This window comes from Achromobacter animicus (assembly GCF_040775605.1).
Taxonomy (GTDB): Bacteria; Pseudomonadota; Gammaproteobacteria; order Burkholderiales; family Burkholderiaceae_B; genus Achromobacter; species Achromobacter animicus.
Map to the genome: position 1 here is coordinate 2,945,680 of NZ_JAYGJK010000001.1, position 26,931 is coordinate 2,972,610.

At 66.6% G+C, this 26,931-nt stretch carries 27 protein-coding genes; 10 read left to right on the forward strand and 17 right to left on the reverse strand.

What is annotated here, in order from left to right; genetic code table 11:
- Positions 1 to 5 precede the first annotated feature (5 nt).
- Positions 6 to 983: a Bug family tripartite tricarboxylate transporter substrate binding protein gene (locus AB3147_RS13345; protein WP_218343732.1), complete on the reverse strand. Its 978-nt coding sequence runs from the start codon at positions 981 to 983 to the stop codon at positions 6 to 8.
- A 118-nt stretch (positions 984 to 1,101) separates the two neighbouring features.
- On the opposite strand from AB3147_RS13345, the gene AB3147_RS13350 reads away from it, so the two are divergent.
- A complete protein-coding gene (locus AB3147_RS13350) occupies positions 1,102 to 2,058 on the forward strand; it encodes a LysR family transcriptional regulator (protein WP_191578701.1) in 957 nt (318 codons plus the stop codon).
- Positions 2,059 to 2,091: 33 nt separating this feature from the next.
- On the opposite strand, the gene AB3147_RS13355 is transcribed toward AB3147_RS13350, so the two are convergent.
- Positions 2,092 to 2,703 (reverse strand): glutathione binding-like protein, encoded by a 612-nt coding sequence (locus tag AB3147_RS13355; protein ID WP_367352118.1) that lies wholly within the window; start codon positions 2,701 to 2,703, stop codon positions 2,092 to 2,094.
- A gap of 150 nt (positions 2,704 to 2,853) precedes the next feature.
- Here AB3147_RS13355 and AB3147_RS13360 point away from each other — a divergent pair, with 150 nt between their 5' ends.
- Together AB3147_RS13360 and AB3147_RS13365 are read left to right on the forward strand one after the other, a co-directional pair.
- Positions 2,854 to 4,017, forward strand: a complete 1,164-nt coding sequence (locus tag AB3147_RS13360) for a PQQ-dependent sugar dehydrogenase (RefSeq protein WP_175121619.1) — start codon at positions 2,854 to 2,856, stop codon at positions 4,015 to 4,017.
- 5 nt (positions 4,018 to 4,022) lie between these two features.
- On the forward strand, positions 4,023 to 4,661 hold the full coding sequence (locus AB3147_RS13365) for a glutathione S-transferase family protein (RefSeq protein ID WP_175121618.1): 639 nt from the start codon (positions 4,023 to 4,025) through the stop codon (positions 4,659 to 4,661).
- A gap of 11 nt (positions 4,662 to 4,672) precedes the next feature.
- On the opposite strand, the gene AB3147_RS13370 is transcribed toward AB3147_RS13365, so the two are convergent.
- Together AB3147_RS13370 and AB3147_RS13375 are read right to left on the reverse strand one after the other, a co-directional pair.
- Entirely contained in the window at positions 4,673 to 5,581 is a 909-nt protein-coding gene (locus AB3147_RS13370; protein WP_367352119.1) for a DMT family transporter, read from the reverse strand.
- Between the two features lie 73 nt (positions 5,582 to 5,654).
- On the reverse strand, positions 5,655 to 6,032 hold the full coding sequence (locus AB3147_RS13375) for a DUF423 domain-containing protein (RefSeq protein WP_175121616.1): 378 nt from the start codon (positions 6,030 to 6,032) through the stop codon (positions 5,655 to 5,657).
- A 242-nt stretch (positions 6,033 to 6,274) separates the two neighbouring features.
- Here AB3147_RS13375 and parS point away from each other — a divergent pair, with 242 nt between their 5' ends.
- Together parS and AB3147_RS13385 are read left to right on the forward strand one after the other, a co-directional pair.
- A complete protein-coding gene (gene parS / locus AB3147_RS13380) occupies positions 6,275 to 6,745 on the forward strand; it encodes a type II RES/Xre toxin-antitoxin system antitoxin (RefSeq protein WP_239213378.1) in 471 nt (156 codons plus the stop codon).
- Positions 6,742 to 7,254, forward strand: a complete 513-nt coding sequence (locus AB3147_RS13385) for an RES family NAD+ phosphorylase (protein WP_367352120.1) — start codon at positions 6,742 to 6,744, stop codon at positions 7,252 to 7,254. Before parS ends, AB3147_RS13385 begins: the two co-directional genes overlap by 4 nt.
- Positions 7,255 to 7,325: 71 nt before the next feature.
- Here the strand turns inward: AB3147_RS13385 and AB3147_RS13390 are convergent, their stop codons facing one another.
- Both AB3147_RS13390 and AB3147_RS13395 read right to left on the reverse strand, forming a co-directional pair.
- On the reverse strand, positions 7,326 to 8,387 hold the full coding sequence (locus tag AB3147_RS13390; protein WP_175136565.1) for an alcohol dehydrogenase: 1,062 nt from the start codon (positions 8,385 to 8,387) through the stop codon (positions 7,326 to 7,328).
- A gap of 67 nt (positions 8,388 to 8,454) precedes the next feature.
- Positions 8,455 to 9,663: an ABC transporter substrate-binding protein gene (locus AB3147_RS13395; RefSeq protein WP_239213377.1), complete on the reverse strand. Its 1,209-nt coding sequence runs from the start codon at positions 9,661 to 9,663 to the stop codon at positions 8,455 to 8,457.
- A 226-nt stretch (positions 9,664 to 9,889) separates the two neighbouring features.
- Between AB3147_RS13395 and AB3147_RS13400 the strand changes: the two genes are divergently transcribed.
- The gene (locus tag AB3147_RS13400) at positions 9,890 to 10,630 is read left to right on the forward strand and encodes an IclR family transcriptional regulator (protein WP_367352121.1); all 741 of its coding nucleotides are present in this window, start codon (positions 9,890 to 9,892) and stop codon (positions 10,628 to 10,630) included.
- A gap of 72 nt (positions 10,631 to 10,702) precedes the next feature.
- On the opposite strand, the gene rocF is transcribed toward AB3147_RS13400, so the two are convergent.
- Complete coding sequence (rocF, locus tag AB3147_RS13405; RefSeq protein ID WP_279974090.1) at positions 10,703 to 11,641, reverse strand: arginase; 939 nt, start codon at positions 11,639 to 11,641, stop codon at positions 10,703 to 10,705.
- Positions 11,642 to 11,697: 56 nt separating this feature from the next.
- Positions 11,698 to 12,933, reverse strand: a complete 1,236-nt coding sequence (gene rocD, locus AB3147_RS13410) for an ornithine--oxo-acid transaminase (protein WP_367352122.1) — start codon at positions 12,931 to 12,933, stop codon at positions 11,698 to 11,700.
- 192 nt (positions 12,934 to 13,125) lie between these two features.
- On the opposite strand from rocD, the gene AB3147_RS13415 reads away from it, so the two are divergent.
- Positions 13,126 to 13,917, forward strand: coding sequence for a MetQ/NlpA family ABC transporter substrate-binding protein (locus AB3147_RS13415; protein WP_367353535.1), 792 nt, complete (start codon positions 13,126 to 13,128; stop codon positions 13,915 to 13,917).
- Positions 13,918 to 14,014: 97 nt separating this feature from the next.
- Entirely contained in the window at positions 14,015 to 14,470 is a 456-nt protein-coding gene (locus AB3147_RS13420) for an Lrp/AsnC family transcriptional regulator (protein ID WP_056561122.1), read from the forward strand.
- A 67-nt stretch (positions 14,471 to 14,537) separates the two neighbouring features.
- Here the strand turns inward: AB3147_RS13420 and AB3147_RS13425 are convergent, their stop codons facing one another.
- The 4 genes from AB3147_RS13425 to AB3147_RS13440 all read right to left on the reverse strand — a co-directional run bounded on the left by AB3147_RS13425 (position 14,538) and on the right by AB3147_RS13440 (position 19,817).
- Entirely contained in the window at positions 14,538 to 15,707 is a 1,170-nt protein-coding gene (locus tag AB3147_RS13425) for a metallophosphoesterase (RefSeq protein WP_367352123.1), read from the reverse strand.
- A gap of 137 nt (positions 15,708 to 15,844) precedes the next feature.
- Positions 15,845 to 17,077, reverse strand: coding sequence for an alpha-hydroxy acid oxidase (locus AB3147_RS13430; RefSeq protein ID WP_367352124.1), 1,233 nt, complete (start codon positions 17,075 to 17,077; stop codon positions 15,845 to 15,847).
- A gap of 101 nt (positions 17,078 to 17,178) precedes the next feature.
- Complete coding sequence (asd, locus tag AB3147_RS13435) at positions 17,179 to 18,048, reverse strand: archaetidylserine decarboxylase (protein WP_367352125.1); 870 nt, start codon at positions 18,046 to 18,048, stop codon at positions 17,179 to 17,181.
- Between the two features lie 137 nt (positions 18,049 to 18,185).
- A complete protein-coding gene (locus AB3147_RS13440; protein ID WP_367352126.1) occupies positions 18,186 to 19,817 on the reverse strand; it encodes an ATP-binding cassette domain-containing protein in 1,632 nt (543 codons plus the stop codon).
- Here AB3147_RS13440 and AB3147_RS13445 point away from each other — a divergent pair.
- Positions 19,816 to 19,944: a hypothetical protein gene (locus AB3147_RS13445; protein WP_302477431.1), complete on the forward strand. Its 129-nt coding sequence runs from the start codon at positions 19,816 to 19,818 to the stop codon at positions 19,942 to 19,944. The genes AB3147_RS13440 and AB3147_RS13445 overlap by 2 nt on opposite strands.
- 106 nt (positions 19,945 to 20,050) lie before the next feature.
- Here the strand turns inward: AB3147_RS13445 and AB3147_RS13450 are convergent, their stop codons facing one another.
- From AB3147_RS13450 to AB3147_RS13465, 4 genes are all read right to left on the reverse strand, one after another.
- Entirely contained in the window at positions 20,051 to 20,920 is an 870-nt protein-coding gene (locus AB3147_RS13450; RefSeq protein ID WP_367352127.1) for an HpcH/HpaI aldolase/citrate lyase family protein, read from the reverse strand.
- A gap of 10 nt (positions 20,921 to 20,930) precedes the next feature.
- Positions 20,931 to 21,653 (reverse strand): response regulator transcription factor, encoded by a 723-nt coding sequence (locus AB3147_RS13455; RefSeq protein WP_175121605.1) that lies wholly within the window; start codon positions 21,651 to 21,653, stop codon positions 20,931 to 20,933.
- A gap of 319 nt (positions 21,654 to 21,972) precedes the next feature.
- The gene (locus AB3147_RS13460; RefSeq protein ID WP_175121604.1) at positions 21,973 to 22,467 is read right to left on the reverse strand and encodes a hypothetical protein; all 495 of its coding nucleotides are present in this window, start codon (positions 22,465 to 22,467) and stop codon (positions 21,973 to 21,975) included.
- A gap of 123 nt (positions 22,468 to 22,590) precedes the next feature.
- Entirely contained in the window at positions 22,591 to 23,724 is a 1,134-nt protein-coding gene (locus AB3147_RS13465) for a 3-deoxy-7-phosphoheptulonate synthase (protein WP_239213366.1), read from the reverse strand.
- Positions 23,725 to 24,040: 316 nt separating this feature from the next.
- Between AB3147_RS13465 and AB3147_RS13470 the strand changes: the two genes are divergently transcribed.
- The gene (locus AB3147_RS13470) at positions 24,041 to 25,267 is read left to right on the forward strand and encodes an EAL domain-containing response regulator (RefSeq protein ID WP_175136557.1); all 1,227 of its coding nucleotides are present in this window, start codon (positions 24,041 to 24,043) and stop codon (positions 25,265 to 25,267) included.
- A 17-nt stretch (positions 25,268 to 25,284) separates the two neighbouring features.
- Here AB3147_RS13470 and AB3147_RS13475 read toward each other — a convergent pair whose 3' ends face one another.
- Positions 25,285 to 26,931, reverse strand: coding sequence for a mucoidy inhibitor MuiA family protein (locus tag AB3147_RS13475; RefSeq protein WP_367352128.1), 1,647 nt, complete (start codon positions 26,929 to 26,931; stop codon positions 25,285 to 25,287).

Consider the following 26,931-nt stretch of genomic DNA (forward strand, 5'->3'; position numbering starts at 1 on the left):
CGTGCTCAGTCGAGTTTTTCGATGCCGGCGTTGTCGATGATCTGCTGCCACTTGGCGGTCTCGCGATCGATCAGCTGCTTGAAGTCGGCGGGGGAGCCGGTGGCCGGTTCGGCGCCCAGCGTTGCCAGGCCCTGGCGCACTTCCGGCGCTTGCAGCGCCTTCTGGATGGCGGCGTTCAGCGTGGCCACCACGTCGTCGGGCGTGCCCTTGGGCGCCACCACGCCGCCCCAGGCGACTGTCTCGTAACCCTTCAGGCCGGACTCGTCCAGCGTGGGCACGTCGGGCATCAGCGCCAGGCGCTTCAGGCTGCTGACGCCGATGGCGCGGACCTTGCCGCTCTTGACCAGCGGCGCGGCCTCGGAGGTATTGACGAACAGGTAGTCCAGGCGGCCGCCCAGCAGATCCTGGATGGCGGCGGGGCCGCCGTTGTAGGGGATGAACATCACGTCCAGCTTGGCCATGCTCTTGAAGAGTTCGCCGCCCATGTGGCCGGTGGTGCCGACGCCCGACGCGCCGTACGACAAGCGGCCCGGCTCCTTGCGGGCTCGGTCGATCAGGTCCTGCACGCTGGTGACCGGCGAGTCGGCCGGGACGATCAGGGCGTTGTACAGGTCGAACATGTGCGCGACGGGCGTCAGGTCCTTGTCCACGTCGTAAGGCAGGCGCTTGAACAGCGAGCGGTTCACCGCGAGCGTGTTGATGTTGCCGTAGCCGACCGTGTAGCCATCCGGCGCTGCGCGCTTGATGAGCGCGATGCCGATGTTGCCGGCGGCGCCCGGGCGGTTTTCGATGACCATCGTTGCGCCGGTGTCGCGGGCAATCTGCGTGGTGATCAGGCGCGACAGCACGTCAGGCGAGCCGCCGGCGGCAGACGGGACCACGAAAGTGATGGGCTTGTCGGGATAGCCGGCGGCCGAGGCGGCGCCGGCGAAGACGACGCTGAGCGCCGCCATGGAAAGACTGCGAAGGAGCGTGCTGCGCATGGTGGATTTCCCCTGGTTTTGTTTTGTGGAGCGGGCAGATTACACCCGGCCATGCGGCACTGCGTCATCGAAAAATGTCTCAAACCTATAATCCCTCGTTATTGGAAAAGGGGAAGAAATGGAAGCCGATGCGTATGCCGACGAGGCCGGGCCGAGCGCCGGGCGGCCGCTGAACCTGCGCCAAATCGAGGTGTTCCGCGCCATCATGATGGCCGGCTCGATCAGCGGGGCGGGGCGCATGCTGCACGTGTCGCAGCCGGCTGTGAGCCGGGTGCTTGCCCTGACGGAAAGCCGTCTGGGCTATCGGCTGTTCGAGCGCGTCAAGAGCCGGCTTTCCCCCACGGCGGAGGCGCGGCGTCTGTATGCCGAGGTCGAGCAGGTATACGGCGGCATCCAGCGCGTGAACGACCTGGCCGCCAGCCTGGGGCAGTCCGGCGCGGGCATGCTGAAGATCGTGGCAAGCGCCAGTTTCGGGCAGCGCCTGATCCCCATGGCGCTGGAGCGGTTTCGCGGTCGCAATGCGGGCGCGCGCGTCGATTACCGCAGCGTGACGTTCGACGAACTGGCGGCGTATTTTCTGTCGGGGCAGGCAGACATCGGCATTTCCATGCAGCCGCCGGATCATCCGAACCTGACGTCGGTCCGGCTGGCGCGGGTGCCGGTGGTGTGCGTGCTCCCGCCCGGGCATCCGCTTGCCAGCCACGACGCGGTGCGGCCGGAGGACTTTTCGTCGGCGGCGTGGATCGGCTATCCCCGCGATACGCCGCTGGGACGCGCGCTGCAGCCGTTCTTTGGCGAAGGCCCGCACTGCGCGGCGGCGATCGAGGTGCATTCGCCCGTGACCGCCTGTTCCTTCGTGCAGCAGGGCTTGGGCCCGGCACTGGTGGATGCCTGGTGCGTCACGCCGGACCAGGCCGCGCACATGGCGCTGCGTCCGATTACGCCCGAGGCCAGCGTTGAGATCTGGGCGACGCATTCCAACCTGAGTGCGCCACCCCTGCTGGCGCGGCGCTTTCTGGCCGCCGTCAAGAAGATCCTTGAGAGCGAGGCGCTGCCCGGGGTGACGCCGGAATAGGGCTTCCGGGCGTCAGCGGGGCAGCGCAGACCCTTACAGCCCTTCGGCCTGCAGCGCGGCCTTGACGCCGGCGTTGGCCTGCATGCGCTCGAAGAACGCGGACAGGTTGGAAAGGCCGGTCAGGTCCACTTCCTTGGCGTGCGCCCAGCGCAGCACGACGTACAGGTAGGCATCGGCAACCGAAGGCGCGGCACCCGCCAGGTATTGCTTGCCGGCCAGTTGCGTGTCCAGTTGCGCGAACAGCTTGGTCAGCAGCGCCGAGGCCGATGCGGCCAGTTCCTTCTGCGCGCCTTCGTCCTTCAAATAACGCTGCGCGCCGAACAGCAGCGAGAACGTCTTGTGGACGTCGGAATTGATGAAGCCGACCCAGCGGCGCACTTCGGCGCGCGAACGTGCGGAGCCGTCGCCCAGCAGCGTGCTTTCGGGCGCCTGTTCGGCCAGATACTCCAGAATGGATACGTTCTGCGTCAGGGTCCAGTCGCCATCGGTCAGCGCCGGCACGGCGCCCATCGGATTGATCCGCAGAAACTCGGGCTCCTTGAGCGCCTCGCGGCTGAGCTTGTGCGTTTCATACGGATTGCCGATCCATTCGAGCACGATATGGGAAGCGAGCGAGCACGCGCCGGGCATGTAGTACAGTTTCATCTGTCGGAGACTCCTGGAAGGAAGAACGGGAGAGCTCCCGTCCGTGGGCGCTATGGTACGCCAACCGGGTATGCCATTCGCGAGTGGTCCCGCGTCTCTCTGTCATGCCTTCCGCGCCCGCTTTTCAATCTGTCGCCGCCGGAGATGTCCATGCAGTCACGCACCGCCGCGAGCACGCGCGCGATCCCCTTTCTCTTGTCCTTGACCCTGGCCTGCGCCGCTGCGCCCGCCATCGCGCAAGCCTCGCAGGAACCGCCCTCGGCGCCTGCGCGCGTGATGCCGGTTGTCGGCGGCCTGGATCATCCCTGGTCCATGGCGTTCCTGCCCGACGGCGGCATCCTGATCACCGAACGTCCCGGGAATCTGCGGCTGTTGCGTACGCCCGGCGGGTTGTCCAAGCCGCTGACCGGCGTGCCCAAGGTGGCCGCGCGCGGCCAGGGCGGTCTCCTCGACGTGGCGCTGTCGCCAAACTTTGCGACCGACCGCTACGTGTATCTGTCCTATGCGGAGTCGGACGGCGACAAGAGCGGCACGGCCGTGGGACGCGGCCGGCTGGCCGACGATGCCAGCGGACTTGAAGACTTCAAGGTCATCTTCCGCCAGGAACCCAAGCTGTCGTCCGGACTGCATTTCGGCTCGCGCCTGGTGTTTGACGGCAAGGGTTACCTCTACATTGCGCTGGGCGAGAACAACCAGCGGCCAACCGCGCAGGACCTGGACAAGCTGCAGGGCAAGGTCGTGCGGCTCAAGGCCGACGGCGCGCTGCCTGACGACAACCCCTTCGTGGGCAAGCAGGGCGCGCGGCCCGAGATCTGGTCGTACGGCCATCGCAATCCGCAAGGCATGGCGCTTAATCCCTGGACCGGCGAGCTCTGGGAAAACGAACACGGGCCGCGCGGCGGCGACGAGATCAACGTGGTGCAGCCGGGCAAGAACTATGGCTGGCCGCTGGCGACCTACGGCATCAACTATTCGGGTCTGAAGATTCCGGAAGCCAAGGGCGAGACGCTGCCGGGCATGGAGCCGCCGGTCTACTGGTGGCCGAAGTCGCCCGCCATCAGCGGCATGGCGTTCTATGACGCCGACCGTTTTCCGGCCTGGCGCAATTCGCTCTTCATTGGCGCGCTGGGCAACCAGAACCTGATCCGCCTGACCGTCGACGGCAAAAACGTGGTCGAGAAGGAAAGGCTGCTGGTCGACCGCAAGCGCCGGATCCGCGACGTGCGGCAGGGGCCGGACGGTTATGTGTATGTGTTGACGGACGCTTCCCCGGGCGAACTGCTGCGGGTGGCGCCGGCCGAAACAGGAGGGTGACCGTCATGAAGACCTATGAGCTCATCGGGTCCGCGGGGTGCGGCTCCGCCATCGTCGAGATGGCGCTGGTGCTGGCCAATGTGCCGCACGTCCTGACGGACGTGCCGTACCTGAAGCCCGGTCCCGAGCGGGACCGGCTGCTGCATCTGAATCCGCTGGGGCAGGTGCCCACGCTGATCCTGCCCGACGGCGAGGTCATGACCGAGAGCGCGGCGATGATCCTGCATCTGAACGACCTGGCGCCGCAGGCCGGTCTTGCCCCCGCACCGGACAAGCCGGAACGGGCGCGCTTTCTGAACCTGCTGGTGCGGGTCGTGGCGGCGGTCTACCCGACGTTCACGTACGGCGACGATCCCGCGCAGTGGACGACGCCGGGCGATGCGGTGGACCTGCTGCGCGAACGGGTCCACACGCGCCGCGCCGAGCTGTGGCAGGAGCTGGAACGCCAGGCCGGCGCGCCGCACATGCTGGGGCGGCGTTTTTCAGCGCTGGACCTGTATGTGACGGTCATGACGCATTGGCGTCCCGGCCCGTCGTGGTTTAGCGCGATGTGTCCGGCATTGACCGCTGTCGCCCGCGAAGCAGCGTTGGAACCGAACGTGGCCCGTGTGTTGCGGCGGCACTTTCCGCCGCCCACCGAATAACGCGGGCAGCTTCAGGTGGCGGCACGCCGGCGCGATTTTCCGCGCGCCTCGCGCACGGCGATGTACACGCCGCTGCCGGCAATGAAAACGGCGCCCAGGTACGCATAGGCGTCGGGCGCTTCGCGCCAGAAGATCCATCCCAGAATCGTGGCCCACACCAGGCCCGTGTAGTCGAAAGGCGCGACCACGGATGCCGGACCGATACGGAATCCCTGCGTGATGAGCGCCAGTCCCAGCGTGCTGAACAGCGCGACGCCACCGAAATAAGGCAGGTCTTCGATGGCCGGCGCGCGCCACACCCAGGGTAGTCCGATCGCGCTGCACACCACTTGGCCCAGCACGATGTAGAAGGTGGTGGTCAGCATGCCTTCTGCGCGGTTGATGCCGCGCGCGGTGATCATCATGACCGCGTAGAGCAGGGCGGTGGTCAGCGGCAGCAGGGTGGCGGCCTGGAAGGCCTGCGTGCCAGGGCGAACCACGATCAGCACGCCGACAAAGCCTGCCAGCACCGCCAGCCAGCGCTTGCCGTCCACGCGTTCCTTCAGGATCAGCACCGACAGCGCCGTGACGAACAGCGGCGCGGCGAACGCGATGGCGGTGGCCTCGGCCAGCGGCAGCGCCTGCAATCCCAGATAGAAGCAACAGGCCGAGACCACGTTGATGGCGCCGCGCGTCAGGTGCAGGCCGGGATGCGTCGTGCGCAACACGCGGCGTCCGCCCAGCCACAAGGCCAGCGCGGTCACGAAGGGCAACGCGATCAGCGCGCGCAGAAAGAGGATCTGCAGCGGGTTGTAGCTGGCGCCCAGCCATTTGGCATTGGCGTCGCTGAGCGTCAGAAAGAAGATGCCGCCCGCCACGCAGGCGATGCCTGCGGCGGCGGAATGTTCACGGACGGCGGGTAATGCGGTGCTTGGGGACATCTGAAACCTGCAAGGGCGGCGGTTCCTGCCGCCGGAGGGTGAAGAACGGATAGGTGAAGATCGGGAAGGGCTTTCAGCTCTGCGCGCGGTAGGCGGCAATGGCGACCATCGCCCAGGCGGCCAGGAAGGCCGTTCCGCCGAACGGCGTCACCGCGCCGAGCCAGCGGGTGCCGGTCAGCGTCAGCAGGTACAGGCTGCCCGAAAACAGCACGATGCCGACGAACATGACAACGCCAGCGGCCGACAGCAGCGGCGACCCGAAGCGGGCGCCCAGCAACGCGATGATGAAGATGCCCAGGGCGTGGACCAGGTGGTACATGACGCCGGTCTGCCAGACGGCCAGCAGTTCTGGCGTCAGGATGCGCTTGAGGCCATGCGCGCCGAATGCCCCGGCGCCCACCGCCACCATGAGGTTGATCGCCGCGAGTATGGTGAGCTGCCGGTCCGTCATTGCGTGTCCTTGAGAGAAATGCGAGGGGCGAATTTGCCGCCGCCTATGATAGGCCCAAATATGGTGCATGACGGGGCCGCGGACGAGGGCAAAGCGCGGCCCGCGGCCGGCTCGGCATCCGCCGTCTTGCAAGCCGATTTCCAAATGGGATATTATAAATTCAATTTGGTAATTAAGCCGCTGTGCAAGTCTGGCCGGTTTCTCCGGCTTTCGCTTCGTCCACGCGGCGCCCGGAGCAGACCATGACCATCGCGCTGACTGACAAATCGCCCGCCAAGCGCGGCGCCTCCACCAAGCGCCCGCCGCGCCCCAGGCAGCTTTTTCGCGGCCTGGTCGACAGTCCGCTGACCGATATTGCGCGGGATGTGCACCGCGGACTGCCCGCGCAGATGGTCGACGATGCTGCCGATTACCTGCAGGTGCCCAAGTCGGAAATCATGGCGATCACGGAGGTCAAGGCGGCGTCGCTGTCGCGCTGGACGCGCGAAGGGCAGGCGCTGCCGCTCGGTGAATCCGACCGGCTTGCCCGCGTCGCCCGCGTGGTGCGCGTCGCCCGTCAAGTGTTGGGCAGCGACGAGGAAGCGGTGCTGTGGCTGAACACGCCCGTGCCGGCGCTGGGCAACGTCAAGCCGCTGTCGCTCCTGACGTCGGATGCCAGCAGCCGCATCGTCGAAGACACGCTGGCCCGCGCCGCCGCGGGCGTCTACGCATGACCGATTACGTTTCGCTCTGGCGCATTGGCACCACGGCGGGCAAGTACCGGGCTGACGACCTCTCCGGCGCCGGGGCGGCCGCGGTGGGCGGACGCTACAACAGCCCGGGCACGCCGGTGGTGTATGCCTCGGCCAGCGTGGCGCTCGCCGTGCTGGAAACGGTGGTGCATTTTGCGGCGCGCGCGTCCGAGCACGCCAACCGCTACCTGATTGAACTGGCCGTGCCCAATAGCATCTTCGAGGCGCGCCAGTCACTGTCGCTGGCGCAACTGCAAGACGACTATCCGTTCTGGGACGCGGTGCCCTTTGCCGAAGCGTCGCAGGCGGTGGGCGACAACTGGGTGGCGTCGGGGGTGTCGGCGCTGCTGGAACTGCCCAGCGCGATCGTGCCGTATCGCGGCGTGCCGGACTGCAATTTCCTGATCAATCCGGCGCATCCGGACGCCGAGGATATCGTGGTGGTGCGGCGCGAACGCTTCATCTACGATCCGCGGTTGCGGCCGGCGTAGGCGTCGAAATTCAAGCGTCAAAAAAACGCGCCCGCTGCCGGGCGCGTTCAGTCGCAATCGCCGCAAGAGCCTCAATCAACTGTCAACACCGCCCGGCCCACGACCTTGCCTTCTCGCAGCGAGGCCAGCACGCTGTCCGCCTCGGCCAATGCGTGACGGTGGACCGGCATCGGCGGCACCTTGCCCGCCCGCACCAGTTCCATCAGTTCCTTCAGTTCGGCCAGGTTGCCCACGTAGCTGCCGATGATGGACAGCGCCTTCATCGGAATCAAGGCGATGGGCCAGGTGGAGCCACCGCCGAACAGGCCAACGATGATGAGCTTGCCGCCCTTGGTCAGGAAGTCGAACGCCAGCGAGGTGGTGGCCGGCGCGCCGACCAGATCGATCGCGGCCCGCACCGGCTTGCCACCCGCCGCCTGCATGATCTGCTGCGCGGCGTCCGGGGCGGCGCCGTCGATGGCCGCCAGCGCACCCGCATCCAGCGCCGCCTGGCGCTTGGCGGGGTCGATGTCCACCACGATGGCGCCCGCGCCACCCAGCGCCTTGATCAGCGTCAGACTCATCAGGCCCAGGCCTCCCGCGCCGAAGATCACGACGGGATGCTCGCGGTAGATGTCTGCGCCGATCTTCTGCAACGCGGAGTACGTGGTGAGACCCGAGCACGCGTAAGGCGCGATCTGCGCGGGGTCCAGGTCGCCGATGTCGATGAGGTAGCGCGGATGCGGCACGACGATGTGGTCCGCGTAGCCGCCAGCGCGGTGGACGCCCAGGCAGGCCGGCGCGGTGCAGTGGTTTTCCATGCCGGCCATGCACGACGGGCACTTGCCGCAGCCGATCCACGGATAGACGAGGTAATTGCGGTCGGTGGCCAGGCCCTGCGCGTCGGGGCCGGCCGCCACGACGGCGCCCACCGTTTCATGGCCCATGGTCAGCGGCAGCGACACGCCCCGGTCCTTGAGCGACAGGGTCCGGCCCTGGCCCAGGTCGTAGCCGCCTTCCCACAAGTGAATATCGCTGTGGCACACGCCGGCCGCGCGGACCTTGAGCAGGACCTGCGTCCCTTGCGGCGTGGGGGTGGGCTGGTCCATTTCCTGCAGCGGTTCGCGGAAATTGACGACGCAATAGCACTTCATGGTTGTCTCCTTTATGTAATTGCCTGCACCCTGCGGCCGGACCGGAATCCGGCGCGCCGGGCGTGACCTATTTCTTGACCAGCGGGCATTCGCTGTCGGCGAGCGACACGAAGACCTTTTCGCCGGGCACCGTGGACAGGATGCGGTAGTAATCGTTCGGATGCTTGGACTCGGCGGGCTTTTTCACCTCGACCAGGTACAGGTCCATGATGACGCGGCCATCTTCAGGGCGCACCCGGGCATTCTTGATCAGTTTGGTGGTGATGGGCAATTCGCGCATCTTCTGGTTGACCACCGCGGCATCGAAGGTGCCGGCGGCCTGCGCGGCCTGCAGGTAATGCGTGGTGGCCACGTAGCTCAGGGCCTGGACGATGGAGGGGGCGCGCGTGACGCCCATCTTCTTTTGCCAGCGCTGGGTCCAGGCGCGGGTGTCCTCGTCGGCATCCCAATAGAAGCCGGTGGGGAAGGTCAGCCCTTGCGCAACGGGCAGCCCCATTGCATGGACGTCGTTGATGAAGGTCAGGAACGTCAGCATCCGCTGCTTGCCGCCCGCCAGGCCGAACTCCTGCGCCTGCTTGATGAGATTGACCAGATCGCCGCCGGCGCTGGCCAGGCCCACGACGTCGGACTTGGATGACTGCGCCTGAATGAGGAACGACGCAAAGTCCATCGCGCCCAGCGGATGGCGCGTGCTGCCCACGACCTTGCCGCCCGCGGCCTCGACGAAGCGTGATGCGTTGCTTTCCAGCGATTTGCCGAAGACGTAATCGGTGGTGATGAAGTACCAGCTCTTGCCGCCGCTCTCGACGACGCTCTTGACCACGGCGTTGGCCAGCGCATAGGTATCCGGCGCCCATTGCGTGCTGAGGTTGCTGCATTGCTTGCCGCTGAAGTCCCCGGCAAAACCGCCGCTGATCAGCGCGGTGCCGCCTTTTTCGCGCGCCACGCCCTGGGCGGCCAGCCCGGCCGAGCTGGCGCCGCCGTCCACCACTGCGACCAGATTCTGCGTGTCGAACCAGCGGCGCACCAGCGCGGATGCCACGTCGGCCTTGTTCTGGTTGTCCGCGCCGACGACTTCGACGGTCTTGCCGGCCACCTTGCCGCCGAAATCCTCCACGGCCATGCGCACGGCGGTCTCGGACCCGAGGCCGCCCAGGTCGGAATAAATGCCGGAACGGTCGTTGGACACGCCCAACCGCACGACGTCGGACTGGGCTTGGGCCGCGCAGGCGGCCAGGGCGGCGGCAAGCGCCGCCAACACGGGTTTGATACGCATCTTTCTGTCTCCCAGTCCTGAAGCGGACCGTTTTATTGAACGTTATGGATGACGCGGCAACTCGGGAAGGCGGGGCGCCGGTGCTCCAGCCGGCTGAAATGTATTTCACATTGGTGAATGCAAATTCCTGTGCAAGAATTTAGGTACCTGCACATGAAAAGTCAACACGGTGGAACACCCTAGTCCGGGTGCCGGAAACGCATTGCCACGAAGGAGGGCTGACGCCGTGGAAGTCAAGCTTGTCGCTCGCACGCTGGAGTTGCTGGAGCTGTTTGCGCAGACGAAGCGGCCCATGCCGCTGACCGAGCTGGCCCAGGGGCTGGGCGCGCCGATGTCGAGCTGTCTGGCACTGGTGCGCACCTTGGTGGCTCGGGGGTATCTGTACGAGGTCAGGCGCCGCGCCGGGTATTACCCCACCGGCAAGTTGCACGGGTTGGCGGCGCAGATTCTCGCGGGCGACCCGTGGCTGGATCTGGTGCGGCCGCGGTTATTGGCGCTACGCGATGCCGTCAACGAGACCGTGATGCTGGGCAAGATCCAGGATGGCGCCGTCGTGTTTCTGGACGTGGCCGAGTCGACCCAGCCCGTTCACTATGCGGCGCGCGCCGGCGAACGGCGTCCGCTGCACACGAGTTCGGTTGCCAAAGCCATCCTGGCGCGCCTGCCGGCCACTGACCGCGATCAGGTGCTGGCGGCGGCGCAATACACGCGCTACACGGATAGCACGCTGACAACCCGCGAAGCCCTGCTGGCCGACGTGGGCAAGGTTGCCGAGCGGGGCTGGGCCTCGAACGTGGGGGAAAGCGTCGCCGACCTCACGGGACTGGCCGTCGCGCTGGATCTGGGCGGCGAATGGTACGCGCTATGCGTGGCAGGTCCCACGCCGCGCGTGTGGGCGCAGCGCGAGGAAAACCTGATCCATTTGCGCGACGCAGCTCAGGCGATCCGGCGTGATCGCGAGGGATAAGGGGATATTTCCATCGGTCTACGCCGCCGGAAGCGAGGCGGTCAATGCGCCGCGCGTCATCGACCGCGCACGTCAAGGCCCCCGCCGCACCAGCGTGGACTTTCCGAACAGGCTTTCGATCAAATCCACCGCCAGTTCCGCCGTGCGGTTGCGCACGTCGAGCGCCGGATTCAGCTCCACTACGTCCAGCGACCGCATGAGCCCGGTGTCGGCAATCATCTCCATGCAGAGCTGCGCCTCGCGATAGGTTGGGCCGCCCATCACCGTGGTGCCCACGCCTGGCGCTATCTCGGGATCCAGAAAGTCCACGTCGAAACTCACGTGCAGATGCGTGTCGGCGTCCAGCCCGGCCAAGGCGGCCTGCATCGTGGCGCGCATGCCCATCTCATCCAGATACCGCATGTCGAAGACCTCGAGGCCGGCGTCGTGCAGCAGGCGTTTTTCGCCGGGATCGACGCTGCGGATGCCGATCTGGCGCACGCAGGACGGCTCGATATCCGGAAACTCGCCCGACATGCCGGTCAGCGGCGCGGGGCCATTGCCGCACAGGCAGGCTACCGGCATGCCGTGCAGGTTGCCCGTGGGCGTGAGCAGATGGGTGTTGAAGTCGGCGTGCGCGTCCAGCCATAGCACGCGCAGTTTCTTGCCGGTGGCGCGGCAGTGGCGTGCGACGGCGCTGACCGAACCGATGCCCAGACTGTGGTCGCCGCCCAGCAGGACGGGCAGGCGGCCTTCGGCCAGTTCTTCGTACACGGCATCGTGCACCGCCTGATTCCACGCGGTCACTTCCTCGAGGTGGCGGTAGCCGTCCACGGGCGGCAGCCAGGGATTGGCGGGGCCGTACAGGTTGCCGCGGTCGCGAACCTGAAAGCCCTGCGCTTCGATGACCGGCCCCAGGTCCGCGACGCGCAGCGCTTCAGGTCCCATTGACGCGCCGCGCGCGCCGGCGCCGATGTCGGTCGGTGCGCCGATCAGGGTGACTTGGGTGGGCAGGGTGGGGGTTTTCGTCAATGCGTTCGTCAATTCGCATGCTCCGTATTGCAGTGTTCACGTTGCGGCGCGTGGGGTCACGCGGCGGACAAGACCGCCGCCAGTTGATCGCACGCCCAGTCCACTTCGTCCCGCGTGACGATCAGGGGAGGCGACAGGCGCAGGGTATGACCGTGGGTGTCCTTGACCAGCAAGCCTCGCGCCTGGAGCCGTTCGCACCAGAGGCGGGCGCCGCCGGCGTCCGGCTCCAGTTCCACGGCCAGCATCAGGCCGCGCCCGCGGACCTCGCGCACCGGGCCGGGCAGGCTGCGCAGGCGCTCCAGGAAATGCGCTCCCACGGCGGCCGCATTTTCGATCATGCCTTCCTCGGTCAGCACGCGCAGCGCGGCGCGCGCGATGGCGCACGCCAGCGGATTGCCGCCAAAGGTGCTGCCGTGCTGACCGGGCTGGAACACGCCCAGCACGTCGGCGTTGGACAGCACGGCGGACACGGGATAGAAGCCGCCGGACAGCGCCTTGCCGATAAGCGTGACGTCGGCTTCGATACCTTCGTGCTCCTCGGCCAGCAGCTTGCCCGTGCGTCCCAGGCCGGTCTGGATCTCGTCCAGGATCAGCGTGATGCCGCGCTCGGTGCAACGTTGGCGCACGCGGCTGAAGTACCCGGGCGGCGGCATCACGACGCCGGCCTCGCCCTGGATCGGTTCGACCAGGAACGCGACCGTGCGGTCGCTGATGGCGGCGTCGAAGGCCTCGAAGTCGCCGAAAGGCACGACCTTGAAGCCGGGTGCGAACGGGCCGTAATGGCCATAGGCGTCGGGGTCGGTCGAAAACCCCACGATGCCCAGCGTACGGCCATGGAAATTGTTGGCGCAGACGATGATCTCGGCTTGGCCCTCGGGCACGCCGCGCACTTCATAGCCCCACTTGCGCACGGCCTTGATGGCCGTTTCGACGGCTTCGGCGCCGCTGTTCATGGGCAGGATCTTGTGAGCGCCCGTCAGGCGCGCCAGGTCTTCATAGAAGCCCGCCATCTGGTCATGGCGAAACGCACGCGAAGTCAGGGTGAGTTTTTGCGCCTGCTCGGTCATGGCCGCCAGGATGCGCGGGTGGCAATGGCCTTGGTTGACCGCGGAATAGGCGGCCAGGCAGTCCAGGTACTTGCGACCGTCCACGTCGTAGACCCAGACGCCGCTGCCGCGCGCCAGCACGACGTCCAGCGGATGGTAGTTGTGCGCGCCCAACTGGTCTTCGATGTGGTCGCGGCGGCTGGCGGCGGACTGCGGGTCGGGTTGGGGGGTCATCACGGCACTCATGAACGTCTCCCAAAGGCGTACTGCGGCCATCTTAGCGCCGTGGGCGCAGCTTGGCATTGCCATTGCATGACAAAGGCCTTTCCGTGACCGGCGCGCCGGGTGCTGCACAATAGCGCCTGTGCCGGACCGTCGTCCGGCGTTCCGATTCTGTGGATGGCTGACATGCTTGTGCACCAATTGCTTGAGAAACTGATGCGCGGCGCCGCGGTGGCGGCGCTGGGATTGGCGCTGATTGCCCCGGCGGCGGCGCAGGAACAGCCCCTGCGCATCGGCGTGATTGCCAGCGTGGCCAACGAGGCCACCGAACTGGCCATCGCGCAGGCCAAGCAGCAAGGGTTGGACGTCAAGCTGGTGGAATTCAATGACTGGGTGCTGCCCAACATTGCGGTGGCCGACGGGTCGGTGGACGCCAATTTCTTCCAGCACGCGCCGTTTCTTGAACTCTTCAACCAGCGCCGCGGCGCCAACCTGCAGCCCATCGCATACGGCTATTCGACCACCATCGGCCTGTTTTCCAAAAAGCTGAAGAAGGGGGATCCGGTGCCCGAGGGCGCGACCATCGCGGTGCCGAACGACCCGGTCAATACCGGCCGCGCCTTGCTGCTGCTGCAGTCGATGGGACTCATCACGCTCAAGCCGGGCGTCGCACACCAGGCCAGCCTGCAGGACGTGGTGGCCAACCCCAAGAAGCTCAAGTTCGTCCAGATCGAAGGATCGCAGTCGGCCCGCACGTTCGACGACGTGACGGCGTCGGTCACCTACACGACGTTTGCAAAACAGGCGGGCCTGAACGAAAAGGACGGACTGGCCTTCGACAATACCGATCCGGACAGCATCCGGCGCTACGCCATCCGTTGGGTGGCCAAGCCGGAAAAGGCGCAGGACCCGCGCCTGTTGAAGTTCATTGCCATTTATCAGAACTCGCCCGAAGTGAAGGCGACGCTCAAGCGGCTGTACGGCGACCTGATTTCGTTCCCCTGGTAAGGCGGTTTCAAGACGGCAATCGGAATAAAATCAGGGTTTGCCCCGACAAACCCTTTTCATCAAAGGCCGGCCGCACTGCGCGCCGAACCTGATTCCAATGTCTGACCTCGATGACCGCGACCGGAAACTCTTGACGCTGTTGGCCGACGACGCCACGCCCAGCTATGCGGAGCTGGGCAAACAGCTCAACCTGTCGGCGCCCGCGGTGCACGAGCGGGTCAAGCGGCTCAAGCGCGACGGGCTGATCAAGGGCATCGCCGCCAAGCTCGACGGCGCAAAGATGGGCCGGCCGTTGTTGGCCTTCGTGCATGTCGACACGATCAACTGGACCATCACGCAGCAGGTGCTGGGTTTGGCCGAGCTGAATGAGGTCGAGGAGATTCACACCATCACCGGCAAGAGCGCCATGCTGCTGAAGGTGCGTGTGCGCGATACCCAGGCGCTGGAATTGCTGCTGGCGCGTATCCACCAGATTGAAGGCATCTCCAACACGACCAGCGATATCGCCCTGACCAGTTATCTGGAGCGCGGACCGCTGCCTGAGGCGGCATGATTGCTGGCCGCCTGAACAACATCCCCAGGCGGCCTGATTGCTGGCCGTCTCGAGAGCATCCCGCCCTTCAGCGGGCGGGGGCGGCGCGCAGACGCAGGCGCGTGATCTCCGACGGCGCCCACAACCGCTTGGGCGGTCCCCAATAGCCGGTGCCGCGGCTGGTGTAGACCCACATCTGTCCCAACCGGTGCAGCCCCGCCGTAAACGGTTGCTGGAACCGCACGAAGAAACCCCACGGAAAGAATTGCCCGCCATGCGTATGGCCGGAGAGCTGCAGCGTGTAGCCCGCCGGTTCCGCCGCGGCCGCGCTGCGCGGCTGGTGGGCCAGCAGGATGCGCGGAAAGGCGTCGGCCGGCGCGTTGGCCAGCGCCGCACGCGGATTGCTGCGCTGCTGCGGATCGAAGGCCCCGGCGCTGAAGTCCGTGACGCCCGCCACCACCACAGGCAGGCCCGAGGGATGGATCACGGCATGTTCGTTCAAGAGGACGCGCAGGCCCAGGCGGCGGAATTCAGCGATCCAGGGGCCGGCGCCCGAATAGTATTCGTGGTTGCCGGTGACCAGATACACGCCGAACGGTGCGCGCAGATCGCCCAGCGGACGGGCTTGCGCCGCAAGCTGCTCGACGCTGCCGTCCACCACGTCGCCGGTGATGGCGATCATGTCGGGCAACTGTTCGTTGACCGCGTCGACAATGGCCTGCACATAACGGCGCTTGATGGTCGGGCCGACGTGGATATCGCTGATCTGCACGATGGTGAAGCCGTCCAGGTCTTGCGGCAGGCCGGCGATCGGTACGTCCACGTCAACCACGCGGGCGCGGCGCCGGGCGTTGTAGAAGCCCGCCAGCGTGCCAGCCAGCGATAGCCCGATGACCGTCCACGCGCTGGCGCGTCGCAGGTCGAGCCAGGGCAGATCGGCGCCAGCCGCCAGATTGCCCAGCCACAGAAGCAGCATCAGCGCGTCGCGCAGCACGGTCAGCACGAAGAGCGATGAGAACAGTCCCATGGCCAGCAGGCCGACCCAGGCGATGCGGTCGCCCCAAGGCGGATTGACGGAAGAGCGCGCCAACATGCCCATCGGGATCAGCACGCACGAAAGCACCAGGAAGAGGATGGCGGCGGCAGTGCCTTCGCCACCAAGCAGCAGGTCGGGGATCAGGCGGGCGCCTACGTACACATGGGCGAGGGCGCCCAGGGTCAGGAACCGCAGGAAGAATGAGGATTGGCGCAGGGACACGGCGGCGGGCGCGCGCGCCGCAGCGGACGCGCAGGGAATCAGGGAACCGCCATTCTATGCTCCGGCGGCGCCGCGATTGATAAACGCGGCGCTGCGCGTCCGCCGGGCACCGCACCTGGGGGCCTGGTGAAGCAGCGTCAGGCAGGCAGTTCGCCTTCCCGGCAGATCAGGCTGGCGTCCATCTCGTCAAGGCGATTGATGCCCAGCATGGCCATGTTGCGGTCGACCTCGGCGCGCAGCAGTCCGATGGCATGCGCCACGCCTTGCTGGCCACCTACGGCTGCGGCGTAGTTGAAGGGGCGGCCCACGAACACGCAGCGCGCGCCCAGGGCCAGCGCCTTGAGCACATCGCCGCCGCGCCGCACGCCGCTGTCCATCATCACGGTCATCGCGCCGGCCTGGGCGACCACGCCAGGCAAGGCGCGCAGCGGCGAGATGGCGCCATCAAGCTGGCGCGCGCCGTGATTGGACACGATGATGCCGTCGGCACCATGCTGCCTTGCCAGCGCCACGTCGCGCGGGTGCAGGATGCCCTTGATGACGAGCGTGCCCGGCCATTGCCGGCGGATGCGCGCCACGTGCTCCCAACTGAGGTGGTCGCGTGCCGTGAAGTCGCGCAGCACCGAGGCGGAGACGATGGGCGCGCCGCGCGTGGCGAAGGAATTCTCGAAGTGCGGCATGCCATGCGCCAGCAGCGTGCGCACGAACGTGCCGGCCAGCCAGCGCGGGCGCGCCAGCCCGTCCAGGGCCAGGCGCAAACTGGGCTTGAGCGGCGTCGAGAAACCCGTCCGCACGTTGTTCTCGCGGTTCGCGGACACGGGAATGTCCACGGTCAGCACCAGGGTTTCGAAGCCTGCGCGCCGCGCGCGTTCGATCAGCGCGTCGATCTTGGCGGGGTCGCCGGGCAGGTAGGCCTGGAACCAGGTGCCAGGCGCTTCGGCGATGACGGCTTCAAGGGGAATCAGCGAGGTGCCGCTCAGGATCGCGGGCACGTTCTGCTCGCGCGCCGCGCGCGCCAGCACGATATCGCCCCGGTAAGCCGACAGCGCGCTGATGCCCATGGGCGCGATGCCGAAGGGCGACGCGTAGGTGCGGCCAAACAGATCGGTCTGTTGCGTGCGGCGGGAGACATCCACCAGGACGCGCGGCGTGAACGAGTACTGCGCGAAGGCTTCGCGGTTGCCTTTGAGCGATTGGTTGTCTTCGGCTGCGCCGGCGATGTAGCCGAAGATCGGGCGCGGCAGCCGGCGGCGAGCCGCGGCTTCGAAATCGTCCAGGGACAGCATGCGCCCGAGCGCTCGGGGCAGCTTGCGGGCGAGGGCGCCAGAGGCGGCGTCAGGGGTCGCGGCGGGCAGGGCGGTGGTAGTCATGGCGGGCCGGTAAAAGCCCGTAATCTAGCAACGGCCGTCGAACGCAGAAAGCGAATAAAACTGAAGTGGCCTGTTCGCTTCTGGCGAACAGGCTTCGCGCTTTATGCCTGCATGGGCAGCGCCAGCAGCTCGCCCATGCGCACCGGGCCCGTCACCGAGGGCGTGTCGGCCCAGCGGATCTTGTCGGGTCCGAACAGGACGATGGCCGTGGAACCCAGCTTGAAGCGGCCCATCTCGGCGCCCTTTTCAAGAAAGATGGGCGCGCGGGCAGCCGCGTCGTAGCGCACGGACTTGACCCGGCGCTTGAACGGCGTGACCAGGCCTGCCCACACGGTTTCGATGGACGCCACGATCATCGCGCCCACCAGCACCACGGCCATGGGGCCGTGCTCGGTGTCAAAGATGCAGACGACGCGCTCATTGCGCGCGAACAGGCGCGGCACGTTGCGGGCGGTCAGCGGGTTGACGGAGAACAGGCGCCCGGGCACGTGGATCATTTCGCGCAGCGTGCCGGCGACGGGCATGTGGACGCGATGGTAGTCCTTGGGCGACAGGTAGATGGTGGCGAACTGGCCGCCCTGGAACGGCGCGGCGCGCTCGGTGTCGCCACCCAGCAGGTCCGCGAGTCCGTAGCTGTGGCCCTTGGCCTGAAAGATGCGGCCCTGTTCGATCGCGCCCATCTGGCTGATGGCGCCGTCTGCCGGGCACACCACCGAGCCAGGTTCGTCGTCCAGCGGGCGCGCGCCGTCTTTCAGCGCACGCGTGAAGAAGTCATTGAAGCAGTCGTAGGCCAACGGATCTTCTTGCAGCGCCTCGCTCATGTTCACGCCGTACTTGCGGACGAAACGCGAGATCATCCAGTTCTTCACCGCGGGTTCGCGGCAGTCCGATGCGTATCCGAAGAAGCGCGACACCAGGTGGTGCGGCGCGAGATACTGGCTGGCAAGAAAAAGTTGGTCTTTGATAGGCATCTATGGCGCTAAAAAAACGCGTCCCGCATACAGCGGGACGTGGTTGATGGTTGCCGTGCGGGCCAGATTGGCGCTGGAGTCCGGCAATTCGGCGCGATTGTAACGCGGTTGCGCGCGCACGGCGCGCAAAAACGCGCTCAGGCCGCCTTGGCCGCCAGCTTGGTCTTGTAGAGCCAGTCCTTGTAGTCGTCCAGGTCGCCGTCGAACGGGTTGACCTTGCCGTCGGCAACGATGATGAACTGGTCGGTCGTGGCGCGCAGCAGATGGCGATCGTGCGACACCAGCACCAGCGTGCCTTCGAACTGCGCCAGCGCATCCGTCAGCGCCTCGCGCGTTTCCAAGTCAAGGTGGTTGGTGGGTTCGTCCAGCAGCAGCAGGTTGGGGCGTTGCCACACGATCAGCGCCAGCGCCAGCCGCGCCTTTTCGCCGCCAGAGAAAGGCGCGATCGAGCTGGTGGCCATCGTGCCGTTGAAGTTAAAGCTGCCCAGGAAGTTGCGCAGTTCCTGTTCGCGTACGGTCGGCGCAATCTTGGTCATGTGCCACAACGGAGATTCGTCGTGCCGCAGCATCTCGACCTGATGCTGCGCGAAGTAGCCGATGGACAATCCCTTGTTGAACTGCGTGTCGCCGGCCAGCGATTCGATCTCGCCCGCGATGGTCTTGATGAAGGTCGACTTGCCCGCGCCGTTGATGCCCAACAGGCCGATGCGCTGGCCCGCCTGCAGCGAGAAGTTGATGCCCGACACGATGATCTTGTCGGACACGGCTTCGGTGGCCTCGTCCTCGATGCGATAGCCCGCGCTGACCTTGTCCATCGTCAGCAGCGGATTGGGCGCGCGCAGCGGCTCGCGGAATTCGAACGAGAACTCGGCCGCGGCGCGCAGGGGCGCCACTTCTTCCATGCGGGCCAGAGCCTTGATGCGGCTCTGCGCCTGGCGTGCCTTGCTGGCTTGCGCCTTGAAGCGGTCAATGAACGATTGCAGGTGCGCGCGCTGGCGCATCTGCTTTTCCATCATGCCCTGCGCCAGTTCAAGCTGCGCGGCGCGCTGGCGTTCAAAGGACGAATAATGGCCCGAGTAGCGCTTGAGCTTGCGTTCGTCGATGTGGACGATCACGTTCACCACGCCGTCCAGGAAGTCCCGATCGTGCGAGATGACGATGAGCGTGCCCGGATAGCGCTTGAGCCAGTCTTCCAGCCAGATGATCGCGTCCAGATCCAGGTGGTTGGTAGGCTCGTCCAGCAGCAGCAGGTCGGACGGGCACATCAGCGCCTGCGCCAGGTTCAGTCGCATGCGCCAGCCGCCTGAAAAGCTGGTGAGCGGCAGGTGCATCTGCGCCTGCGTGAAGCCCAGGCCGGTCAGCAACTGCTCGGCGCGCGAGTGGACGGTGTAGGCATCGGCGTCGGCCAGCGCGGCGTAGATCTCGCCCATGCGCAGGCCGTTTTCGGCGCTTTCAGGCTCGGCTTCCAGCGCGGCCAGTTCCGCTTCCAGCTTGCGCAGCGTGGTGTCGCCGTCGATCGCGTACTCGATGGCGGGGCGGTCCAGCGCAGGGGTTTCCTGCGCGACGTGGGCCACGCGCCACGACGCCGGGTAGTCCAGATCTCCCTGATCCGCGTGCAGCGTGCCGCGCAAGAGGCCGAACAGACTCGACTTGCCCGCGCCATTGGCGCCGATGAGGCCGATCTTGTCGCCGGGGTTCAGAAGCAGGTCGACCTTGTCGAGCAACGGCTTGACGCCGCGCATGAGTGAAACTTGTTGGAAGCGGATCATGAATGTAGGACTGGATGGCGCGATGCGCGCGCGGCAAGACGCCCTCTGGGGGCTGTATGCAGGAAAGCAGGAACCGCGGCGGGATGGCACGCGCATCATGCGCGCCGGCGCGAACGTGATCGGATGAAAGCGGACTCAATCCGAACGAAGGGGGGGATTGTACCTGGGCGGGAAGCTCCGGCCGGGCAGGTCTGGGCGGGAAGCTCCGGCCGGACAGTTCCGGCCGCATCCCCCTACGGCGTCTGAATTGCCGCCGCCAGCGCCAGCACGCGCTCGGCCTCGCTGGCATGCAGGTTCTCGACCAAGGCCCCGTCAACCACCGCGACGCCTTTACCTTCGGCCTGCGCGGCCCGCCACGCGTCCAGCCGTTTGCGCGCCGTATCGAGCTCTTCTGCCGTCGGCGCAAAGGCGGCATTCGCAGCGGCGATCTGGCGCGGATGGATCAGCGTCTTGCCATCGAAGCCCTGGTCGCGTCCTTGCCGGCAGGCGTCGTGCAAGCCAGCATCGTCGTTCAGATCCAGATGGACGCCATCCAGAACCGCAAGGCCGTGCGCCCGTGCCGCCATCACGGCAAGCGAGCGCGCCAGCAGCGTCTCGTCGCGCGACGGCGTGTGGCGCGCATGCAGATCCTTCACCAGATCAGACGTACCGACGACGATGGCGGCCAGCCGCGCATGGCCGCCGGCGATGGCATCGAGCCGCAGAAAGCCCAGCGGTGTTTCGGCCATGGCCCACAACGGCAGATCCACGGGCGCGCCCGCTGCGTCCAGGGCCTGCGCCAGCGCGGCCAACTGGGCGGGGGATTCGACCTTGGGCAGCAGCACGGCATCGGCGCCGGCTTGCGCAACGGCGCGCACGTCGTCCATCCCCCACGGCGTATCCAGCGCGTTGACGCGCACGATGCACTCGCGCCGTCCGTAGCCGCCTTCGCGCAGCGCCGCAGCGACCTGGGCACGGGCTTGCGCCTTGGCGTCGGGCGCCACCGCGTCTTCCAGGTCGAGGATCAGCGCGTCCGCGTCGAGCGTGCGTGCCTTGTCCAATGCGCGCGCGTTGGCGCCGGGCATGTAGAGAACGGAGCGGCGGGGGCGGATAGGAGCGTTCATGCGGGCGGTCTCAGAGTTTGGGCAGGCTGCCGACGATGGTGACGGGCGTGGTGCAGACGTAGCCCACGCCATAGACGGTGCGGATGCCCAGGTCGCCACCGGCCAGCTCGCGCAGCTTGCGCCGCAGCCGATGCATGTGGGCGTCCAGCCGATGCGTGTCGTAGGCCTCGGCGCTTGCGCCCAGGGCTTCAACGAGGCGGGCGCGCGTCAGCGGCAGTGGCGCCGCCTGGATCAGCGCGCCGATCAGGCGGCTTTCGGTATCGGTGATGTCGACGCTGATCTGACTGGGCGAGGTCAGCGTGCGGCGCGCGGGGTCGAAGCGCCAGGCGTCCGATTGCGCATCCTCTGTGTCGGCGGCCGGCACGACGCGCAGGCGCCGCGACAGCGACACCAGCGTGGCGCCGAGTTCGGCCAGGTTGACGGGCTTGGTCAGGTAGTGGTCGGCGCCCAGGCTCAGGCCCGATACCTTGTCTTCGCTCAGAAGCCGTCCGGTGAGCATGATGATGCCCATTGACGGATAGGAGGTGCGCAGATGCGACACGCGCGCCAGCCCATCGCCGTCCGGCAGCATGGCGTCCAGCACGAGGATCGCGGGCGTTACGGTGAGCAACAGCTCGTCAAGCTCGGCCAGCGAGCCTGCGGTGAGGATGGTCTTGTCCAGGCCCAGGTCCTGGATGTACTCGGCGATGGAATCGCGCCAATCCCCGTGGTCGTCGACGACGATGATCGTCACGGTGTGGCGCGCTTGGGCGCTCCGGGGGCGAACAGGTGTGTTCTGGTCATGCTGTGAATTCTTGAATGGCCGCGATCGCGCGGAAAAATCAGAGGACGACGGTATACGTCTTTGGCGTGCGTGCGCGCAGAATATCATTCCCGCCGATGCGGCGGCGCGGCATGGATCAAGGATGCGATCCAGGCGGCAGGGAAAAATCAGTTGGTCAAAAATTGCGCAGCCCGGTGCGCATCCCCCGAAAGGCCATCAGCCGGGCGTTTGGGTTTTTCTTATCCACAAATTCTGTGGATAAGAAGAACCGGGGTGGATACCGTCCCGTCTACGAAGGGAGTAATTCGACCGGCACACCCTCAGGCACTTTGCGCATCCGATCGCGTTCAATCCGGGCCGGCGCAAAGCGCGTTTTGCGCGCAGCAGCATTTTGCAGCAGCACCGACAGCACCGAGCCCTTGTCCTGGATCCAGCGCGTCTTGCCGCGCAAGAGCTTGACGGCATTGTCCGCGGTGCCCAGCCGGTACGACATGGCATTGATCTCGATCGAGGACTTGCCGTTGAACCGCGATTCGTCGATCTCGGTGATGGCGGCCGCGTCCAGATTGTTGCTCTCGTGGTCGATGCGGTAGACGTACTTGAGCCCGTGAAACGGGTCTTCCACGACGATGAGTTTTTCCGACCCGGACACGTCGGACATCATGCCGATCACGCGGGACTCGACCATCTGGTTGCCGCGTTGTTCTTCGGTGTAAATGAAAATGCTGTGCCGCATGGGGGCGGACTGGGCCGGTGCGGCCCCTACAAGGCGAGAACGATCCATACCTGAACGAAAAGAAGCGGGAGGGGGCGCGAGGCCCCCGACGACGCGCATGATACCAATTGTTTCAGGTGCGTGCTGTAACAGGCGGCGCGGGGGGCTATCCCGCGCGGCGCCCGCGAGCGATCAACCGCGCGCGGCGAGCTTCTCGCGGCGCTGGCGCACGGCCAGGGCCAGGGCGGCCAGCACGGGCTCGGTCTGCGTCCAGCCCAGGCAGGCGTCGGTGATGGAGACGCCATGACGCAGCGGCTCACCGGGCTTGAGGTCCTGGCGGCCTTCTTCAAGATGGCTTTCGATCATGACGCCCGTGATGCGGGAGTCGCCTTGGGCAAGTTGGGCGGCAATGTCGTTGGCCACGTCGATCTGGCGCACGTGCGACTTGTTGGAGTTGGCGTGCGAGCAGTCGATCATGACCTGTTCGCGCTGGCCGGCCTTGCGCAGGGCATCGCAACAGGCTTGCACGCTGGCGGCGTCGTAGTTCGGACCTTGCTTGCCGCCGCGCAGGATCACGTGGGTGTCCTGGTTGCCGCGGGTTTCGAAGATGGCGGCCATGCCCATCTTGGTCATGCCCATGAACGCGTGCTTGGCGCTCGCGGCGACCATCGCATCGGCCGCGATCTGCACGCCGCCGTCGGTGCCGTTCTTGAAGCCCAGCGGGCAGCTCAGGCCGGAGCTGAGCTGACGGTGGCTGGGGCTTTCCGTGGTGCGTGCGCCGATGGCGCCCCACGCGATCAGGTCGGCGATGTACTGCGGGCTGAGCAGGTCCAGAAATTCCGTGGCGATGGGCAGACCCAGGCCGCTGATGTCCAGCAGCAGTTCGCGGGCGCGGCGCAGGCCTTCGTTGATGCGGAAGCTGCCGTCCAGGCGCGGGTCGTTGATGTAGCCCTTCCAGCCGACGGTGGTGCGGGGCTTCTCGAAGTAGACGCGCATGACGATCAGCAGGTCTTTCTTGTGCTCGTCGGCGGCGGCGCGCAGCTTGCGCGCGTATTCCATGGCTTGCGCGTGGTCGTGGATGGAGCAGGGGCCCACCACCAGCACCAGCCGGTCGTCGCGGCCGTGCAGCACGTCGGCGATCTGCGCGCGGCTTTGCTCGACGAGCGTCTGGATGTCGGCCGACACCGGCAATTCATCCTGCAGCAGCGCGGGTGAGATCAGCGGGCGCACGGCGCTGATGCGGGTGTCGTCGGTGCGCGTGTTGTCCTGGGTGGCGTCGGCGGCGCCGACCTCGCGGTCGTGCAGGGGGTCGTCAATGCGGGTCAAGAGAAGCTCCGTGCCGGTAGATGCGGGAAAGTCCGCCATTATCGCACCCGCGGACGGTGGAGGCGGATGGGTGGCTGCGGCAAGTCCGTGCGGCGGGGACAGGCCCCAATGAACGGAGCCGGACGGCGGAGGCGCCGCTGGCTACGCCTATCGGTGACGAACTGAATTAACCCGTTATCGATAAAGACATGTTTCGCGTGGATGCCTTAGCATTGATTCACGCTCTCAGTTGGCCGGCTGCAACCGGCTTGCGGCAGGCGCAGGCGGGGGCCGCGTGCGGCTTCTTACCGTGTATACAGGTCCAGGACGGTCAGCAATGCCAAAACCCGATGCCGGAGCGTCCCGACGGATCCTTCTCGTGGAGGATCACCCAGTCGAACGCGCCTACCTGCAGAACATGCTGCTGGCATTGGGCTATCGCCGCGTGGCGGGCTTGGCAAGCAGCATCGAGGCGGTCGGCGCGATCACGCGTCAATATCATGACGTGCTGATCAGCGACATCGTGATGGGCGAAGGCGATGGCACGCGGCTGCCCAACGACCTGCGCAGGCTGGTGGACGCGGGGCGCCTGAAAAGCATGCCGCCGATCATCTGGATCAGCAGCCTGAGCGACGAACTGCTGCAGTCGCATGTCCGCCTGGCCCTGCAGGCCGGTTGCCCTTCGGCGCAGGCGCTGTCCAAGCCCGTGTCGCGCGTGGCGATGCAACAGGCCATCAAGAATGCGCTGCACAGCATCGACGACGAATCGGCGTCGCCGGACAAACCCAAGTCGGTGCGGCGTGAAGTCATGGAAGCCGCGCTGAGCCAGGCGCTGCTTTCCGGCACCGGCATGAGCGTGGTGCTGCAACCCCAGATCAGCCTGTCGACGGGGCGCGTGGTCGCGGCCGAGGCGCTGTCGCGCTGGATCGATCCGAAGCTGGGCGCCATTTCCGCCGCCGACTTCGTACCGGCGGCGCACCGGCTGGGCATGGACCGCATGCTGTTCAGCCGCGTCACCGACCGCGTGCTGAACGTGTTGCGTCAGATGCAGGACGAGGACATCGCCGTGCCGATTGCGATCAACGCCTCGGCGTCCACGCTGTGCTCGCGCGACTTGCCCGGCCTGCTGGAGCAGAAGGTAGGGCAGGCGGGACTGCCCGCACGGCTGATCAAGGTGGAGCTTACCGAGGATGAGCCGGTCAACGACTGGCTCGCGCTGTCGTCGACGCTGAACCTTCTACGTGTGCGCGGCTTTGAGCTGGCGATGGACGATTTCGGCGCCGGCATCGCGTCCATGCGGCTCTTTTCGGCCATGCCGTTCAATGAATTGAAGATCGACCGCGACTTCATCGTGCATATGCACCGCGAGCCCGCCTCGCGCGCCGTCGTGGCGGCCGCGATTGAAATGGGGCGGGTGCTGGGCCGGCGCGTGGTCGCCGAAGGCGTCGAGCAGGAGCGCGATGTGCAGCTCCTGCGCGAACTGGGTTGCGATGTGGCGCAGGGCTACGGGATTTCCGTGCCCCTGGACCCCGATGCGTTCATCGAGTTCTGCCGCACGCATTGAGCGTCACAGGTTGCACGTCACAGACCGAACACGGCAACGTCACCCGGATAGTCGACCGAAAACTTCAGCACCGTCTCGCGCGACTTGCCCGGCTCAAGTTCCCAGTCCCACACCAGCTTGCCGTCTTCCTCGCGCTTGATGTCGCGCTCGGACGGCGACAGCAGCTTGACCACGATCTTCTCGTTGCGGGAGATGGGCAGGCGGTCCGCGAAGGACACCTGTTCCTTGGTGGCCTTGTTGTTCTTGACGGTGATCTTGTACTCGTAGGTGACGCGCTTGCCGCTGCCCGAGAAACCGGTGCTTTCGGTATAGCGGTTCACCAGTTGGCGCTTGATGGAAATGCCATCGTCGGCGCCGAGCGCCAGCTCCAGTTTTTCGCCGGGCATCACGGCCTTCATGGCGCCTGACGCCACGAACGCGTCATCCAGGAAGGTATTGAGCGGACCGGCCAGGAAGGGGAAGTCGGTGTTGTTGCTGGCCTGCGCAGTCAGGTAGACGGTCTCGCGCAGCCCCGGCGTGGATTGGTATTGCAAGGTCGCAGGCAGTTGGGTCGTTGCGATGGCGACGCGTTGCGTGGTGTTGTCCGACAGCAGCGTGGCCGGATTCTTGATCTGGAACGACGCGCTGGTCGCGGCGTTCTGGACCTGGGCCGTCGAGACATCGATGACTTCGGCTTCGGGCTCGGGCAGCACGGCGCTGTCTTCCACCGCACCGGCGCGCGGCGCGCGCTTGGCGTGCATCTGGGCCTGCACGGCGGCGGGGGCGGGCGCGGCAACGGGCCGGGGCGGCGGGGGCGGCGCGGCCACGTCGATGATCCACGGACGCAGCGTCGGCGCGCCGCCGCCCAGGGACGGCCGGGCAGTGGACAGCGTGAGCTTCACGTTCTTCCAGTCTTCGCCGGTGTTCTGGCGGATGACGCCGAAGTAGCCCAGATCCACATTGCGGTCGGCAGGGCGCAGGCGCGCGTCGTAGGCCGGCGTCCAGCGTGCGCCCGCCACCGCATACGACAGCGCCAGGTCCAGCTTGCCCGCGCGCGCCATGTTGACCCGCAATGTGACGGTCTTCGTGCGACGGCCCGATTCGCCGCGCACCAGGCCAAGCTGGGTTTGCAGCGCCGTCATCTCGCGCTCCAGCTCGGTCTTTTGTTCTGCCACGCGCCGCAGGCCCGCCAGCGTCGTGGCCAGCGACTCGGCGCTGAGGGTCTGGATCGCCTTCAGTTCGTCCAGCGTGAGCCGCGCGCCGTCCTTGGCCGGTTCCGTGGCGCCGCGCTGCATCATCAGGATGAGTTCGCGCTGGTTATCCAGCACCGCGGCTTCGTCGTCCAGCGCGGCCTGGCGGCTGACCAGCTTGTCGATCTGCGCCTCGATCTGGCGCACGCGTTCGTTGGCGGTGGCGGCCTGATAGACGTCGCTGACCTTGACGTCAAGCAGCGTGGCCTGGCCGGTGCTCTTGGCAGACACCTGCAGCGAGTTTTCCTGGAGCGACGCGGGCAGGTTTTCCAGCACCAGCTCGTGTTCGCCCGCGGCAAGCTCGCTGCTGGCGGCGCGGGTGACGACGGCGCGATCCTGGTAGACAGTGACGGCGCCGATGGAGGAGGGCAGCGCGGCGGCGGCAGCCAGTCCGGGGATCGATGCAAAAGCCAGGGCCAGAAGGGTACGTCTCAC